Source organism: Ruegeria sp. HKCCSA071, assembly GCF_017872555.1.
In the GTDB taxonomy this organism is placed as follows: Bacteria; Pseudomonadota; Alphaproteobacteria; order Rhodobacterales; family Rhodobacteraceae; genus Ruegeria.
On record NZ_JAEDOX010000007.1, the window covers coordinates 62567 to 78785 of the forward strand.

General features: G+C 56.2%; 13 protein-coding genes and 1 pseudogene. 9 read left to right on the forward strand and 5 right to left on the reverse strand.

All coding sequences use genetic code 11. From position 1 onward, the window contains the following. Window positions 1-13 precede the first annotated feature (13 nt). Together I9188_RS13930 and I9188_RS13935 are read right to left on the reverse strand one after the other, a co-directional pair. Window positions 14-1018: a DUF1214 domain-containing protein gene (locus I9188_RS13930; RefSeq protein ID WP_209506778.1), complete on the reverse strand. Its 1005-nt coding sequence runs from the start codon at window positions 1016-1018 to the stop codon at window positions 14-16. Window positions 1019-1033: 15 nt separating this feature from the next. Next, window positions 1034-2098 carry a DUF1214 domain-containing protein gene (locus I9188_RS13935; protein WP_209506779.1) on the reverse strand — a complete coding sequence of 355 codons (1065 nt, stop codon included), beginning with the start codon at window positions 2096-2098 and terminating at the stop codon, window positions 1034-1036. Between the two features lie 138 nt (window positions 2099-2236). Here I9188_RS13935 and I9188_RS13940 point away from each other — a divergent pair, with 138 nt between their 5' ends. Together I9188_RS13940 and I9188_RS13945 are read left to right on the forward strand one after the other, a co-directional pair. Further along, complete coding sequence (locus I9188_RS13940; protein ID WP_209599632.1) at window positions 2237-3274, forward strand: AraC family transcriptional regulator; 1038 nt, start codon at window positions 2237-2239, stop codon at window positions 3272-3274. A 263-nt stretch (window positions 3275-3537) separates the two neighbouring features. Continuing rightward, entirely contained in the window at window positions 3538-4713 is a 1176-nt protein-coding gene (locus tag I9188_RS13945; RefSeq protein WP_209599633.1) for an alpha/beta hydrolase, read from the forward strand. Window positions 4714-4859: 146 nt separating this feature from the next. Here I9188_RS13945 and I9188_RS13950 read toward each other — a convergent pair whose 3' ends face one another. The 3 genes from I9188_RS13950 to I9188_RS13960 form a co-directional block, all read right to left on the reverse strand. Continuing rightward, entirely contained in the window at window positions 4860-5729 is an 870-nt protein-coding gene (locus I9188_RS13950; protein WP_209599634.1) for an EamA family transporter, read from the reverse strand. 3 nt (window positions 5730-5732) lie between these two features. Then, window positions 5733-6518: a phosphodiesterase gene (locus I9188_RS13955; RefSeq protein ID WP_209506783.1), complete on the reverse strand. Its 786-nt coding sequence runs from the start codon at window positions 6516-6518 to the stop codon at window positions 5733-5735. Window positions 6519-6655: 137 nt separating this feature from the next. Beyond that, window positions 6656-7291: a TetR family transcriptional regulator C-terminal domain-containing protein gene (locus I9188_RS13960; protein WP_209599635.1), complete on the reverse strand. Its 636-nt coding sequence runs from the start codon at window positions 7289-7291 to the stop codon at window positions 6656-6658. A 139-nt stretch (window positions 7292-7430) separates the two neighbouring features. Here I9188_RS13960 and I9188_RS13965 point away from each other — a divergent pair, with 139 nt between their 5' ends. The 7 genes and pseudogenes from I9188_RS13965 to I9188_RS13995 all read left to right on the forward strand — a co-directional run bounded on the left by I9188_RS13965 (window position 7431) and on the right by I9188_RS13995 (window position 16127). After that, entirely contained in the window at window positions 7431-8288 is an 858-nt protein-coding gene (locus tag I9188_RS13965) for an ABC transporter permease (protein WP_209506785.1), read from the forward strand. Further along, window positions 8285-9049 (forward strand): ABC transporter permease, encoded by a 765-nt coding sequence (locus I9188_RS13970; protein ID WP_209599636.1) that lies wholly within the window; start codon window positions 8285-8287, stop codon window positions 9047-9049. Before I9188_RS13965 ends, I9188_RS13970 begins: the two co-directional genes overlap by 4 nt. Next, window positions 9007-9993: pseudogene (locus I9188_RS13975) on the forward strand (ABC transporter ATP-binding protein); the annotation flags it as partial. The gene I9188_RS13970 and the pseudogene I9188_RS13975, both read left to right, overlap by 43 nt. Window positions 9994-10010: 17 nt before the next feature. After that, entirely contained in the window at window positions 10011-11072 is a 1062-nt protein-coding gene (locus tag I9188_RS13980; RefSeq protein WP_209599638.1) for an extracellular solute-binding protein, read from the forward strand. A 60-nt stretch (window positions 11073-11132) separates the two neighbouring features. Continuing rightward, window positions 11133-13199, forward strand: coding sequence for an FAD-dependent oxidoreductase (locus I9188_RS13985; protein ID WP_209506789.1), 2067 nt, complete (start codon window positions 11133-11135; stop codon window positions 13197-13199). Further along, window positions 13196-14770, forward strand: a complete 1575-nt coding sequence (locus I9188_RS13990; RefSeq protein ID WP_209506790.1) for a trimethylamine methyltransferase family protein — start codon at window positions 13196-13198, stop codon at window positions 14768-14770. The genes I9188_RS13985 and I9188_RS13990 overlap by 4 nt, the downstream gene beginning before the upstream one ends. Continuing rightward, a complete protein-coding gene (locus I9188_RS13995; RefSeq protein WP_209506791.1) occupies window positions 14763-16127 on the forward strand; it encodes an aminotransferase in 1365 nt (454 codons plus the stop codon). Before I9188_RS13990 ends, I9188_RS13995 begins: the two co-directional genes overlap by 8 nt. The last annotated feature ends 92 nt before the right edge of the window (window positions 16128-16219 follow it).

Here is a 16219-nt window from a genome sequence, read left to right on the forward strand (position 1 = left end):
TCTCCTTATCGGTTCAGTTGACTCGTTCGGCCGATGGAAAGGTCCAAGTTCCATCCAGAATTTCGGCGCGCGGCTGGTACAGGCGGACGGTGTAGTTCCAGTTTGGCGGGGTCGGGATACAGTTGTTCCGGCCATCGTTACATGCGCCGAAATTGATAGTGTATGACCCGTCCTCGTTGGGCTTGGCTGAAACGTTGTTGTAACTGTTGCGGCCAAGCTCGTTCGGCTCAAGATAGCCGTCGGCATTGTAAACTGTGATCGACCAAAACGCGTCGACCGGGACGTCGCTGACCGTAATCGCATGGGGTGTTTCGCCATCATTTGCATCGACACTGGCGATAACGGCCGATGCCGTGCTCGCCGGTTGCCCGGCCCAACCAGCGATGGCGCCGACCAGGTGATCGATCGGGTCGACCTCGTCCTTGCGGCCAAAGGCATTGGCAGCATCAAAGCCGACCGCGCTTGCCAAATCGTTCACCGCCTTGCGCGCTTCGACCAGGCTTTCCATATCCCAGTCCGGAGCCTCGAACGGGCCGTTGCCACCGCCGCTGAGCACGATTCCATCCTGCGCCGCATGTGCCTTGGTCAGATCTTCTGCGTCAGCAGCATCAACAAATGTCCGGAATAGGATAAACGCAAAGCGTGTGCCGACATTTTCCTCGGTCAGGTCATAGGTGCCCGGCGTTGCCTCGACAAAGGCATAGTGATCCTGGCTGATAGCTAGCATCGACTGAAAGCGACCATCGCTTTCGGGCAAAGTGATTTGAACCGGCTGGGATAGGTCTAGGATCACTGCGGAATAAAGCGTGTCCTGATTTGCGCGGATGATCGGCTGCGGAGCATCCGCTGAAACCAGCGCACGTTCGTGCACGATTTCGCCCACGCCTACCCCATAGGCGGCAAGATTTGCCCGGATCATCGTGTCAGATTCCGCTCGTACAAGGTTGTGGATGCGCACCTGTTCAGACACGGCAACAGAGGGCGCGCAAAGCGCAAGGGCAAAAAGAAGACGTCGCATGAGAAATCCTTTCCGTTAATTCAAAAGGCGGGCCGGGGGGAAGCTCCACGTCCCATCCAGAACCTCGGGCCCGGGCTGATACATACGCACGGTATAGTTCCAGCCCTCCATGATCGGCAGGCAGTTGACCCGCCCATCTATACACCTGCCCAGGTGAATGGTCATTGATCCATCACCATTGCGCGCACCTGTCACCGAATTGACGTTATAGGCGCCTTGTGCGTTGGGCTGGAAAAAGCCCCTGGCGTTATAAAGGCTGACAGACCAGAAGGCCCCGACCGGCACCTCGGCGGGGACATCGATGCGATACTCGGCCACTGGCAGATTGGGCTCGACACTGACGTAATAGGCCTCATGTTCGGGCAGCCCGCCCCAACCGCCAGCGGTGCCGATCAGATGCCGGACCGCCTGAACCTGATCACGCGCGCCGAACATATGGGAACTGTCCGGCACATAGGGGCCAAGGGCTAAAATGCTTTTTAACAGCCCCTCAAAACTGGCTTCGTCATAATTAGGAAGGATGAACGGACGGGCCGATCCGGCCTCGACCAGCATCTGGTCCTGCAACGCGTTGACGGCGGCCACATCCGAAGGATCAGCGGCATCGACCAGCACGCGCATGAAGACGACGACATAGGGCGTTCCGAAAGTCTCGACATCCAGCGCATATGTACCACCGCCGTGAAACACCTCTTCGATGTAGTGATCCTGATTGAGGACCATTGCGGTCATATAGCGGCCATCTGCATTTGGCAGCGTCAGGGTTGCGCCTTCGCTGATGTCGATAACAGCGGTGCTGTACAGCGTGTCGCGGTTCATCCGGATTGTTGGTTGATCATCCACCGGGGTCGGCTCGCGAAAGTGAAAGAACCTGTTCACGCCTCCGGCCAGAGACACATATTTGCCCAGCTCAAGATCAGTCGCGGCGCGGATGAAATTGTCGATGGTAATCGGGATCTCGCGGCTGTCACTTAAACTGTCGACGGTTGTATCCATTTCCTGCGCGTACGCCGCCTGAATCCAGATCGTGGCCAGCAACGTCAGCGACAGACTGATTGAGACGGGGGAAGACTTACTCACAAACATGTCCCTTATGAAATCAGAGGTTTCGTCGGTGATAACGGGTTCGGGGAATGGCGGTGTAACCCGTTGTCGCAGAGCGATTGTGCAGCGCCCTGATGGGTTGTGTCACCGGACAATTCCCGACAAACTAACCCAATGCGTCGAAACATGGTTACAATTCGCGAGTTGGCCCATGTCGTGGAACTGCTTGAAGATTTCGCAGGGGCAAGCACCGTCACTGACGCACTTCAAGCGGCCGGCCTGGACCGTTCTGTTTTATCTCTGAAAGCGGGTTTTGCACCCTACGCATCAGAGGGCATTCTGGTCGAAACGGTGGCCCGAGCGATGGGCGACAGGCTTCTTGGTGCCCGGATTGGCCGCATATTCGATTACGCGCGCTATGGTGCGTATTCCAGTTTTGTGCTGAGCGCGCCTGACCTGGCTACCGCGCTGGCGCGTGGGGCACGTGCGTTCTTGCTGATACACCCAGGTTCAGAGATCGTATTCCGTCAGACCGAGACACATGTCGTGGTCGGGCGCAGCGCGGTCGGGCTGACGGTCATGGGTCACAGACACCTGGACGAAGGCTCGGTGTTTGTCCTCGTCACCGTTATTCGCCATTTTCTGGGCAAAGGCTGGCACCCGGACTGGATTGAACTGCCACATGAGGCGCGCGTCGATGTCCCGCAGATCGAAGAGATGATTGGGGCCTCAGTGCGTCTTCGGGACAGCCCGCCTAGTATTGCCATCCGACTGAGAGATTTGCAAACGCGCAACTGTTCGCCCCGCAGTCTGGATGCGAACATCGACCTTGATGATCTGGCGGCGTTGATGGGCGTTAATCCTGTACAGACCATTGGGGATGCAGTGGAACAGATATTGCAGATCACTGTCGCAAACGCGGACATGTCCGAGGAAACCGTAGCAAGCCATCTTGCGATAGGGCCGCGAACCCTGCAGCGCGCGCTGCGTCAGGAAGGTACGTCCTTCAATGCCGTCCAATCCCGCTTTGCAAAAAGCAAGGCACAGCATCTGCTGACTCACACCGACAGGTCAATTGACCAGATCGCCAGTACGCTTGGTTATAAAGACCCCCGCAGCTTCCGACGCGCTTTCAACCGCTGGACAGGCGTTTCGCCCTCTCTCTACCGAACCCAGCGGCGCACAGGATCTGACCCAGTTCTGGCGGACTAGACCCATTGAGGTCGCGCCAGGTGCGGGCGCCGGGCATCGAAACCGCACCCCTTTTGCGACTGATACCTATGGTCGCGTGTGGCAATAAACGTTTGCCAATGTCGTACTACTTGCAAAAGAAATGTGTGAAATCTTGTGCCGCGAATTCACAAAGCGGCGGGAACATCCGGAGCGAAAAGGGTCTGATGCATAGGTTTTGGTGGCTATTGATCTGTGTCGCCCTGACAGGGTGTACGGCGAAAACCTACAATGAAATTGACATCATGCCTTCGCCAACGGTCTTTGCCAATGGCTCGCTCGACCCGTTCGGGGATGTGACCGAGGGCAATTTTGAGGCGCGGACGCGTCTGTTTTACGCAACCGACCGCCAGCCTGCGGAACCGGACGACCCACAGAAAAGCTACAATAACGCACGGGGGCACGTGTTGCGGGCGGGTGTCGCGCAGATTGCGTCGGACCCGCCGCTTGAAAGCTGGGAAAACGCAAGGCGCATCACGCTCGCCGCGGCGCGGGATCGGGATTATAGGCTGCGTGTGGCGGGTGTGACCGAGACCGGCATTCTGCCATTCAGCGCAATCAAATACATGGATACGCCACCCAGCCGTGCCGAAGTCGAATCTGCTGGTCGCCGTTTTGCGTCACAAATCAATGCGCAATTGGCGCAATCGGCCAACAACGACATTTTCATTTACATCCACGGCTATAATGTGGATTTCGACTATTCCACCCTGGTCTCAAGCCAGTTGCAGCATTTCCTGGGCTATCAGGGCGCTTTCATAAGTTACAATTGGACAGCAACCCCAAGTACGCTGGCCTATTTCCGCGATCAGGAATCGGCGCTGGCCTCGCGACGCTATCTGCGCGAGCTGATTGCCTTTCTTTCGACCCATACCGATGCCCGTCGCATTCACCTGATCGGCTACAGCGCCGGGACTAGGCTGGCCTTTGATGCCGCTTATCAAATCGCGTTGGGAGCCGAAGAAAACGCGCGGTTGGGCAAACTCATCCTGATCGGCAGCGACCTGGACCGCGCTTATTTCCTTCATGCTATCGAGGACGGTCTTCTCGATGCGGTTACGGACCTGACGATCTATCAGTCGCAAACGGATTCCGCGCTGGCGATGTCTAGGTTTGTCTTTGGCCGCAAGCGCGTCGGAGAGACCTCGCCGCCCGGCGAAGCAGTGCCTGCGGTGCAAGCGGAACTGGCCCGGACCCCAAGGCTGCATGTCATCGACGTGACGGATGCCGAAGAGGCGGGCACCGGCAACGGGCATTGGTATTTCAGATCTTCGCCATGGGCCAGCAGCGATCTTTTCCTGTCATTGTTGACCGACAAAGACCCAGCCGCGCGCGGCCTGGTGCGCGCATCCGGAGAGATCATCTGGCGATTTCCAGAAGACTATCCGCAAAGGATCAAGGAACTGGGGCGCTTTTACTGAAGGAAAGGAACCGTCAGGTTTTCCCGGCTGCATAGCGCTTTAGACCGTCTGATCTTGACCCGCGTAGTCGGAATTCCTGAGTGTTGGCCGCCGCAGTATAGCGTTTTCTCCCGCCCCGAAGCACGGCAGTTTCAGCGGATACAGGGTTAACCTCGGGACAGCGTAATCAACAGGATTCCCAATGCGATCAGGCTGGCCCAGCCGATACGGTGCAGAAAACGGGATTCCTTGAGGATGATCGCCGCGAGGGTAACCGAAACCGGGATTGATGCTTGCCGGACCGCACTAACTGTGGCGGTCTCAGCCCCAAGTTGAAAAGCGGTCAGGATGAACAGGTAAGACAGGTAGGAAACGATCCCGGCAAATTCGATCCGCACCGGTGCCTGTGCCCAGCCCCGCACGACCCCCATGAACGGGGCTGACAAGTGGCGATCTTCCCACGCCCTGATGCCAGCAAGCAGCGGTGTCACCAGAGTATAGGTGAAAAACAGGAAAGGTGCCGGATTGGTCAGTTTCATGGCGTGGGCATCGCTTAGCGAATAAGCAGCCGATCCCAGCATCGCCATACTTGCCAGCGCGAATGCTCTGTGATCGTGCAGCAGCCCGCCGGGCAACTTCTGGATCATCAGGCTGCCTAGAAGGACCAGCGCGATTCCCACCAATGTGAACCACGAATAATGCTGATCAAGAGCCAGCCAGCTGAAGGCGACAATGGCAATCGGTGACGAACGGATGATCGGGTAATAGACCGACAGGTTCCCACGTCTCAGGGCCGACAACGTGCCGTAGTAATAGATGGTTAGTCCAAGGGCCGAAATCGCGACAAAGGGCCAGACCTCATAAGGTAAGCTCAGATCATGTCCCATGACCAGCGTATGAACCGCAGCCATGATCACCCAGGTCAGAGACACTCCGACATAGCACGACACCGGATGCGCAACCCCTTTCAGCACAAGGTCGCGCAGCGGGTGGGTTGCCGCCGAAACGAGAACCAATGCGATCCAGTAGGTCTCCATACCTCAGGTCTGATGCAATGGGTTGCGGTGCAGGAAAGTGTTGAAATGCACTGTCAGCTGATCCTCGGCAATCTGTACGACGCCGTAGGCCGGAGGTTCGTCGCAGAACTCGCCATCTACACTGGCCGCATTCAACGGAATCTGGTGGTTGAGGCTGGGCAGGCTGGTGAATGGAAAGCCGCGCCAATTCACATAGGTCATGCGGTGTACATGGCCGTAAAATACATGCCGAATATTGCGCCCGTGTTTGAGGGCGTCAGCAAAGGCGTCCGCCTCGACCAGCCTGATTTCGTCCACAAGGGGAATACCAAGGTCAAAGGGTGGGTGGTGCAGAAACACATAGGTTGGCTTGTCCTCGGCTAGGGTCAGTTGCTGCCTGAGCCAGTCCAGCCGGGCAGGGCAAAGCTGCCCTTCATGCATATCGCGCCCGTCTTTGGTTGAATCGAGAAACAAGAAAACACCCTCATCCGTTTCGAACCGGTGCTGGACAAACCCATTGGCATCCTTTGGATGTTCCGGGAAGACCGATTGGAAAACAGCTCGATCGTCGTGATTTCCCATCAGCAGAAAAGAGCGGAGCGGAAAGGCCGTCAGTCTCGTCTTGAGCGCCCGATAGGCCTCTTCCTCGGCAAATTCAGCCAAATCGCCAGAGATGACACAGAACGCCGCATCGGAATGCCACCGAGTGATATCGTCCAAACAGGCGTCCAGCCGCTGAGACGGAAAGCCGCCATTTAGCGGACCGGAGTCGCGGACGAGGTGAATGTCAGTGATGTGAATGAACTTCATCCGCTATTTTCCCCGATTATTGTAAGAAACAAGGTATCGACGAAGCTTGCCGATCGCACGGATATAGTAAGAAATTCCCTGGGATCACTCGCACATACGCGACAAGTTTGGTAGTCGAATTTGAGTGCCGCCATCACCTAACGCTCAAATCTTCCGGGAAAGAGTCCGCATAAAAACCTTCGAACAAGGTTGACAGAGCGGCGGCGTGAAAATCCCTGCATGTCGGTTAGGTAATTCACCCACATCCCCTCCAGCAAGGCCAGCGTTCCGCTGGTTGCGTCATCTACCAGGTTTGGGTCACGCCCGTTTTGTGGGGCTATCTCTGTGAACGCGGACCGCAAGGCTTCGACAAGTTTGTCATCCTGCGTGCTGCTGTATCGGGCGATACCTGGATGAGAGCTTGCGATACCCCGAAACGCATGCCAGATTTTAGTACTGCGGGGATTGAGCAGTGCTTCTGACAGGTCGGCCTCAATCACTGCCATAACACGATCTTCGGGCTTTGCGCTCGCGCCCAGATCCGTTCTTCTGTCCATCTCGGCATAGTACTCGGTGCTGAAATGCTGGGCGGCTGCGGTCAGTAAATTGTCCTTACCCCCGAAATGCAAATGGATCATTCCGCGCGACAGGCCGGAACGCTCGCAGATTCGGCTGACCGAGGTATCGGTAACCCCAATATCGGCAATCGTGTCCAGAGTCGCGTCGATCAGTAGCTGTTTGTTGGCTTCCGGATCCCGCTTCGAACCACGTTTTTGTTCCTTGGTGCTTTGCACTTTATTCAATGTTACCAACCGCTTGTGAATGTTCTATAGAGGTAGCTTACAGGAATATTGACACGAAAGACCTTTCTGGCGCAACATTTAATGGACGATCGTCCATTAGTAACTCGTGAATTGCGGGAAGGGAGGTTGGGTGATCTTTCGTAGTGAAGCGTCCCGGGGATATACCCTCAGCGCGCCAGCCACGGCTTACGTGGGCTTTCTGGTCGCGGCGCCATTGGTGATCCTGATTGCATATTCCTTCTGGACCCAAACCTATGTGACGCTCGACAAGACACCGACGCTGAAGAATTACAGCGATGCGTTTGCGGATCCGCTGGTCCGACACCTGATGCTTCGGTCGATCTGGATTGCCGGAGCGGTGACCATAGTCACCGTCGCGCTGGCCTATCCCATCGCGTATTTTATCGCGATGAAGGCCCAGAAAAAGACCATCTGGTTATTACTGATCACAATTCCATTTTGGTCCAGCTATTTGCTGCGCGTATTTGCCTGGAAACTCATTTTGGGTTTCAACGGCGTTATGAACTCTGCGCTTCTGGCGCTGGGTCTGATCAACGAGCCTCTCGACTTCCTGCTCTACAACGAATTCGCTGTCGTGCTGACGCTCGCTCATGCCTGGGCACCATTTGCGATCCTGCCGATCTATGTCTCACTGCAAAAGATCGATCCCAGTCTGCTTGAGGCTGCAACAGATCTTGGAAACAGCCCCATTCAACGTTTTATGCGGGTGACGCTGCCGCTGACGATCCCAGGTATCATTGCTGCTTGCCTGATCATCTTCATCCCTACAGTCGGTGATTATGTGACCCCGGCTCTGGTTGGTGGTTCAGATGGGAAGATGATCGCCAATCTTATTCAGGTGCAGTTCGGGGCCGCCAACAACTGGCCACTTGGGGCTACGCTATCGTTAATCGCAATGCTGTCGGTGGGCTTTGTGGCCATCGTGTTTGTCATGTCCGCCACACGGTTGGGGAGGCGGATCAGATGAGACGTCCTACGACCCTGACAGCCTATGCGTTCCTGTATCTGCTGTTTCTGTACCTGCCGGTTTTGTTCCTGCCTTTGTTCTCTTTCAACAGCGGCACAATCGTTGCGTTCCCGATTAAGGGCTGGACACTGGACTGGTATCGGAAGCTGGACGAGCAGGACACGTTGATCCAGGCCCTTTGGAATTCGCTTGCTGTCGGCACTGTTGTTGCCCTTCTGTCGACCGCCATGGGATTGTTCGCCGCCCGTGCCTTTGTTCGGTACCGTTTTCGGGGTCAACGCGCGGCAGAAGGTCTTGTTATGCTGCCTTTGGTGATCCCGGGCATAATCGTCGCCTCTTCAATGCTGGTCCTGTTTCTGTTCCTCGGTCTCAAGCCGTCTTTGCTGACCGTCATTCTGGGCCATACGTTTCTCGCGCTGCCGTTCTCTGTCTCGATCCTGAAATCCGCCTTTGATGACTTTGACGCATCCCTGGAGGAAGCATCTTACGATCTGGGCGTTGGAGTGTTTGAAACCTTCCGTCGCGTGACGCTTCCGGTCGTCGCTCCCGGTATCGTAGCCAGTGTTTTGGTCACGTTCACCGTCAGTTTCGATGAATTCGTCCTCGCCTTTTTCCTGTCGGGCAACCAGCCAACCCTGCCGGTTTACATCTGGAGCCAGATACGCTTCCCCGCCAAGCTTCCAAACGTTTTGGCACTGGGATCGATCCTGTTGCTAACCTCGGTCCTTCGGGATGCGGTAAGACCACGGTTTTACGTATGATCGCGGGCTTTCAGGAACCCACCAGGGGAAAGGTGCTGATTGACGGTCAGGATATGGAAGGGGTGCCCGCCAACAACCGCCCAACGAATATGGTTTTCCAAAGCTACGCAATCTTCCCGCATCTCAATGTCGGGAACAACGTTGCCTACGGGTTGCGGGGCAAAGCGCCCAAGGCCGAGATCGACCAGCGCGTCGCCGAAGCCTTGGAAATGGTCGAACTGGGTGGTCTTCAGGATCGCGGTGCAAGCGAGTTGTCGGGCGGGCAGCGTCAAAGGGTGGCGCTTGCCCGCGCGCTGATCATGCGGCCAAAGGTGTTACTTCTGGATGAACCCCTGTCAGCGCTCGACAAGAAGCTGCGCGAACAGATGCAGTTCGAAATGCGCAATCTGCAACAGTCGCTTGGCATTACCTTTGTGATGGTCACGCATGATCAGTACGAGGCGATGACCATGTCCGACCGTATCGGCGTAATGTTCAATGGACAACTCAAACAGGTGGACACGCCAACAACGCTTTATGCCCGACCCTGCGACCAGCAAGTGGCCAACTTCATCGGTGAGATGAACATATTGCCAGCCCAATTGCTGGGTGAAAGCGATGACACGTTGTCAATCGATGCGGCTGCTTTCGGGCGGATGGATATCGAGAGAAATCCCAATGTGGCGACCAGCGCCAGAAACATGAATATCGGTATTCGGCCGGAACAGCTGGAGATTGCTGTAGACCGGCCTGAAGACTACCCATCAACGGTTCAGGGTACTGTCAGCAACGTCGCCTTCTACGGTGAGAATATTCACTACCACATTCAGGTGGCTGGGGCCGAGAAACCAATCTCGGTCTCGGTTCCAAACTATTTTCATACGGTCGATTTCAAACGCGGCGACGCTGTTTGGCTTGGGCTTCAGGCGGCCAGTGTGATCGATCTTGGTACGAACTCGGAATAAAACAGAGGGAGGATAGAATGAAACTTCAGGGAATTGCGGCCTTCGCATGTGCGACGGCGTTAACGACAGGCAGTGCCAGTGCAGGCGGTGCCGATCTGACGGTTTTTGACTGGTCGGGATATGAAGATCCCGGGTTCTTTGCCAGTTACATGGAAAAATACGGGGACGAAGCGCCAAGCTACTCCTATTTCGGAAGCCAGGAAGAAGCCTTTACCAAGCTGAGCTCCGGCTTTACTGCTGATCTGGCGCATCCTTGTTCCGACGCGGTCAGAAAATGGGTCGCAGCCGATCTGATTCAGCCTTTGGATGAAAGCAAGCTGACCAACTGGGTGGATGTGCTGCCCGAGATCAAAGAGGTCGACGCCATCGTTCTGGACGGCCAGCTTTACATGCTGCCGTTCGAATGGGGGAACACGGGCCTTATCTATCGCACCGACAAGATCTCGGGGGATGATATCTCGCTGCAACTGATGGCGGACCCGGCCTATGCGGGCAAAATCGCCATCCCGGATGCCGCATCGTCAGCTTATGCCCTGGCCGCGCTGGCCACCGGAAACGCGGATGACTACACCGACCTGAGTGATGAGCAATTCAAGGAAGCATCGGATTTCCTGCGCTCGATCCACCCGAATATGCGCTTTTACTGGTCCGACGCGGGTCAGTTTGACCAGGCCATGACCAGTGGCGAGATCGAAATGGGGTGGGCCTGGAACCAGTCCGAACTGAACCTGATCTGGAACGAAGTGCCCGCCGCCATGATGCGTGATGTGGACAAAGGCATTGCGACCTGGGCGTGTGGCTATGTGCATCTGAAATCGTCCACGACACCGGTCGATCAGGTCTATGACCTTTTGAACGCGCTTACGGACCCTGCCAGTGGTCAGTACATCATCGACAACTGGGGCTATCCGCATTCCAACGCAAAAGCGTTCGAAATCGCCGATCAGGCCAATATCGATGCTTATGGTTTCTCCGATCCCAAAAGCTTTTTCGAAGGCAGCTTGTTCTTTGACGCTGTGAACCCCGAGCTTGAGGCAAAGATGCTGGCCGAATTCGAGCGGATCAAAGCCGGCTTCTAACACAACCCATCATCCGGGGCCTAAGGGCTCCGGAATCCAACAACAGGAAAACGCGTGATTATGTCGAACGCGAACCCATATGCTCTGCTTTTCGAACCGGTCCAGATCGGGCCGGTGACAGCCAGAAACCGCTTTTATCAGGTGCCGCATTGCACCGGGATGGGGCATCTCAGACCGCGGGCGGACGCTGCCGTACGGGGAATGAAAGCAGAAGGTGGCTGGGCCGTGGTGTCCAATCAGGAGACCGAGATTCATCCAACCTCGGACTTGTCCCCGTTCCCCGAAGGGCGATTGTGGGACGCACGCGATGTGCCTGCGCTGCGGCTGATGACGGATGCAGTGCATGCACATGGCGCGCTGGCGGCCATACAGTTGGTTCATAACGGCAACCACGCGCAAAACCTGCTAACCCGCGCTCCGGTTCTTGCACCGTCCGAAATGTCTGTGGATACGACGCAACCAAAGCACGCGCAGGCCATGGACAAGGCCGATATCCGGGAGCTCCGCCGTTGGCACCGCGACGCGGCCCTGCGCGCGAAAGAGGCCGGGTTTGACATCGTTTATGTCTATGCCGGGCACAACATGACATTGGCGCAGCATTTCATGCTGCCCCATATGAACCAGCGCAGCGATGAATATGGGGGGGCGCTTGAAAATCGTGTGCGGCTGACCCGTGAGTTGCTGGAAGATACCCACGATGCCATAGGCGACAGCTGTGCCGTCGCGTTCCGCTTTGCCATTGACGAGATGATGGGCGCCGACGGTATGCAGGCGGCAGAAGAAGGCCGCTCTGTTGTCGAGCTATTGGCCGATCTTCCCGATCTGTGGGACGTGAATGTGGCGGATTGGTCCAATGACAGCGCAACGACCCGTTTCCAACCGGAAGATGGCTATCAGAACGCGTTTCTGTCCCACGTCAAACAGATCACCCGAAAACCTGTTGTTGGCGTTGGCCGACTGACGTCCCCGGACATGATGCTGTCGATGGTCAAAAAGGGAATTGTCGACCTCATCGGTGCCGCGCGGCCATCCATTGCGGACCCTTTCATACCAAAAAAGATCGAGGAAGGCAGGATCGACGAAATCCGCGAATGCATCGGCTGCAATATCTGCGTGTCGTCGGACAATCTGGGTATTCCGATCCGCTGCACACAAAACCCAACGATGGGCGAGGAATGGCGCCGTGGCTGGCACCCCGAGATCATCGCGCCGAAAAAAAGCGAGGCCGAAGTGCTGGTCATCGGCGGCGGACCTGCGGGGTTGGAATGCACTATGCAATTGGCACGGCGCGGGTATCAGGTGACACTGGCCGAGGCCTCGGCCGAACTTGGTGGACGGGTTGGAAGGGAAAGTAGACTTCCCGGCCTCGCCGCTTGGTCGCGGGTGGTTGACTATCGCCTGAACGATCTGAAACAGCGGGCCAATGTTCAGTTATTCACTGACAGCAAGCTCGAAGCCAGACAAGTCGCCGAGCTTGGCATCGAACATGTCTTTGTTGCAACCGGCAGCCATTGGCGTGCCGATGGAGTGGGTCGCAATACGCAACGCCGCCTGCCTAGGGTCACGCCGGATGCCAAGGTGTTGACGCCTGATGACATCATGAAAGGCGTTCTGCCCCCGGACGGCCCGGTGATGATCTATGATGATGATCACATCTATCTGGCGGGGGTGATTGCCGAGAAATTGGCGACAGCCGGATATCAGGTCATTTTTGCCACGCCAGAGAGTTTGGTTTCAGCCTACGCCGTTCATACTTTGGAACAGTCCCGCATTCAGGCCCGAATGATCGAACTGGGGGTGGATATCCGCTGCAATCAGGTGCTTGCGGCGGTTCAGGGCGACGCGGTGCGGATCGGCTGTGTCTTTTCTGGTCGCGAAACTGAAATCCCGTGCGCCTCAACTGTTCTGGTGACCGAGCGCCAGCGTGAAACCGCCCTTTTCGACAGCCTGAAGGGCGCCGGTTTGAAGACGCTTGACCTCATTGGTGATGCCGCGTCGCCGGGATTGATCGCAGACGCGGTTTTTGCCGGCCATCGCGCCGCCCGCGACTTCGAGCGCCCAAAGGCCGATGCAGACAAAGACTGGTTTCGCCGTGAGATTATTGATTTGGCAGAGGATGCGACATGAACAGCACCAATGAAACAACCCGTTCACGTCGTCGCGGGGGCGGCGGGCGCGCAGCGCGTCTGAAGGTACAAGAGACGACCACGGGTAACGAAGCCGTACGTGGGGGTCTGAGCGGCGGACGCTATAAACCTCTGAGTCAAATCGACATGGAGAACATCCATCATGCAGCCCTGACCGTCCTGGAACAAACCGGCATTACCGATCATTTTCCGGAGTTGCTTGATCTGGTGCTTCCCAAAGGTGCAGTGCTGAGTGACCTGAACCGGCTGTGCTTTCCACGCGCCTTGATGGAAGACATCCTGGCAGGCGCCGCCAAGGAGTTTTACGTCTATGCCCGAGGGGAACGCGAAGGCAAGGACGACATGCATTGCACGGCAGAAAGCGTCTATTTCGCCAATTCCGGCACCGCGGTGACAACATTCGATTCCAAAACCAAAACCTATCGTCCGTCGGTTCTGCGTGATGTTTATGATTTCACCCGCCTGGTCGACCGTTTGGAAAACATCCACATGCTGGGCGACACGGTTCTGGCGACGGATGTGACCGATGATTTCACCCATGACATGAACACCATTTATGCCATGCTTGCAGGCAGCCAAAAGCCCGCCTGCCTAACGTTCCGCGACCGCAGCCACATCCCACATGCCATCCGCATGTTTGACCTGGCTCAGGGCGGCGAGGGGGCTTTCCTGAAAAAGCCAAGCGTCATATTTGGCGGCTGCCCCATTGTTTCCCCTCTGCGGATCGGCAAGGAAAACATGGAAATCCTGATCGATACTGCCAAGCTGGGCCTGACTGTCGATCTGGCCGTGCCGCCTCAAGCCGGGGCCACGGCTCCGGCGACGCTTGCGGGAACGCTGGTTCAGACCGTGGCCGAAACACTTGCCTGTGTCGCCATCGTCAACCTGATTACGCCGGGTTGCCCCATCTGCTTTGCGGCCTGGCCCTTCATTACGGACCTGCGCAGCGGGTCTTTTACTGGCGGCAGCGGCGAACAGGCGCTGATCGGTGCCGCAGCAATTCAGATGGGCAACTTCTACGGCCTTCCTACCTCGGTGGGTGCAGGTATGACCGATGCAAAAATACCTGATGCGCAATACGGGCTGGAAAAGGCGCTGACCTTTACCCTTGCAGCGCATGCCGGTGCCAATCGCCTGTGCGAGTTTGGTGGCATGATCGGTAGTCTTATGGGGTGCAGCTTTGAAAGCATGGTCATCGATGACGAAGCGGGCGGTATGATTCTGCGATCGTTACGCGGGATAGAGGTTACTGATGAAACCATGGCGGTGGATGTGATCCACCAATGTGCCATAGATCCGGGTCATTTCCTCGGCAATCCTCACACGCTGAGCTATATGAACAGCGAATTCGTCTACCCTCAGCTGATGGACCGTGAGCGCACGGATACTTGGGAGAATGAGGGGAAAACTGATCTGTTGGACCGCGCCCGCGACAAGGCGAATTCCATCCTCGACAGCCATTTCCCGAACTATTTTGGCGCCTTGGACGCTCGGGTGCGCGAAGAATTCCCCATTATACTTAGCGCAGAAAGTATGGCCCGCCATGGATAACTCAAACGCCAAGCAATGGGACAATGATCACTTCCTGCATCCGTGGGAAGGGATGGAGGCTTTGGGTGAAAACGACCGCACGTTTATCGAAGGAGCCAGCGGCATTCATCTGATAAACGAAAAGGGCGAACGCCTGATCGACGGACCGGGGGGTATGTGGTGTACTCAGATCGGGTATGGGCGCGCGGAAATGGCCGAAGCAATGGCCGAGCAAGCCCGGAACCTTGCCTATTTCTCACCCTTCAACAACACCAACTCGACTGCGGCACATTTTGCCCGCGAAATCGCCAAACGCGCGCCGGGCGACCTGAATAATGTCTTCTTTACAACCGGCGGTTCGACTGCGGTTGATACAGCCATCCGGTTTGTTCATTTCCGCAACAACCTTGTGGGTCGGCCGGAGAAAAAGAAAATCATTTCAAGGCAAAAAGCCTATCACGGAAGCACATATCTGGCAGCCAGCGTCAGTGGGAAGGAACGTGACAGGCTCTGGCTCGACAAGGCCGACGACCTGGCGCATTTCCTGCCGAACGTGAACCCACTTTACCGCACGCCCGGTCAAAGCGATGAAAATTTTCTGAACGAGAAAGTTGCTGATCTCGAAAACGCCATTGTGGCACTTGGCCCGGAAAACGTTGCCGCTTTTATCGCTGAGCCGGTTTTGGCCTCGGGCGGCGTCATTGTGCCACCAATTGGGTATCACGCACGCTGCCTGAACATCTGCAGGAAGTATGATGTTCTGTATATTTCCGACGAGGTCGTTACGGCTTTCGGGCGATTGGGTCATTGGTTCGCCTCCGAGGCTGTCTTTGGCATTCAACCTGACATAATTACCTGCGCCAAGGGGATGACATCCGGGTATGCGCCGATGGGGGCCGCGATTATCTCAGACCGGTTGATTGCGGATGTTGCGGGAAAAGATGCCACCTTTTCGAATGGATATACCTATTCGGGCCATCCGGTCAGCGCGGCAGCCGGGTTGAAAAACATCGAGATTATCGAGCGGGAAAAGATACTCGAACACGTTCGAGAAGTCGGTCCGGTTTTTCAGGATCAACTTCAGCAGTTACGTCAGATTGACATCGTGGCTGATGCGCGTGGGATGGGATTGATGGGGTGTGTTCAGTGCTCAGTCGATGGCGATCCCCAAAGCGAGCTGGGGCGCGACTATGAGATTGGCAGCCGTATCGATATGGAATGCCAAAAACGCGGTCTGCTTGTACGGCCCGTGATCAACATGTGTGTTCTTTCACCGCCCCTCATCATTTCAAAAAGCGAAATCGAACATATGTTTGCTATTCTGCGAGAAGGGCTAGAAGCGACATCCGAATGGCTCGGCAAGATTAGTAACCGGTGAATGGTGCGGGCAATTTGGCGCTAGATTTTGCAGAACTGGATGGACAGACATTTTGTACTCACCCACTACCAGTGTAAATGGTGGTGGGTGAG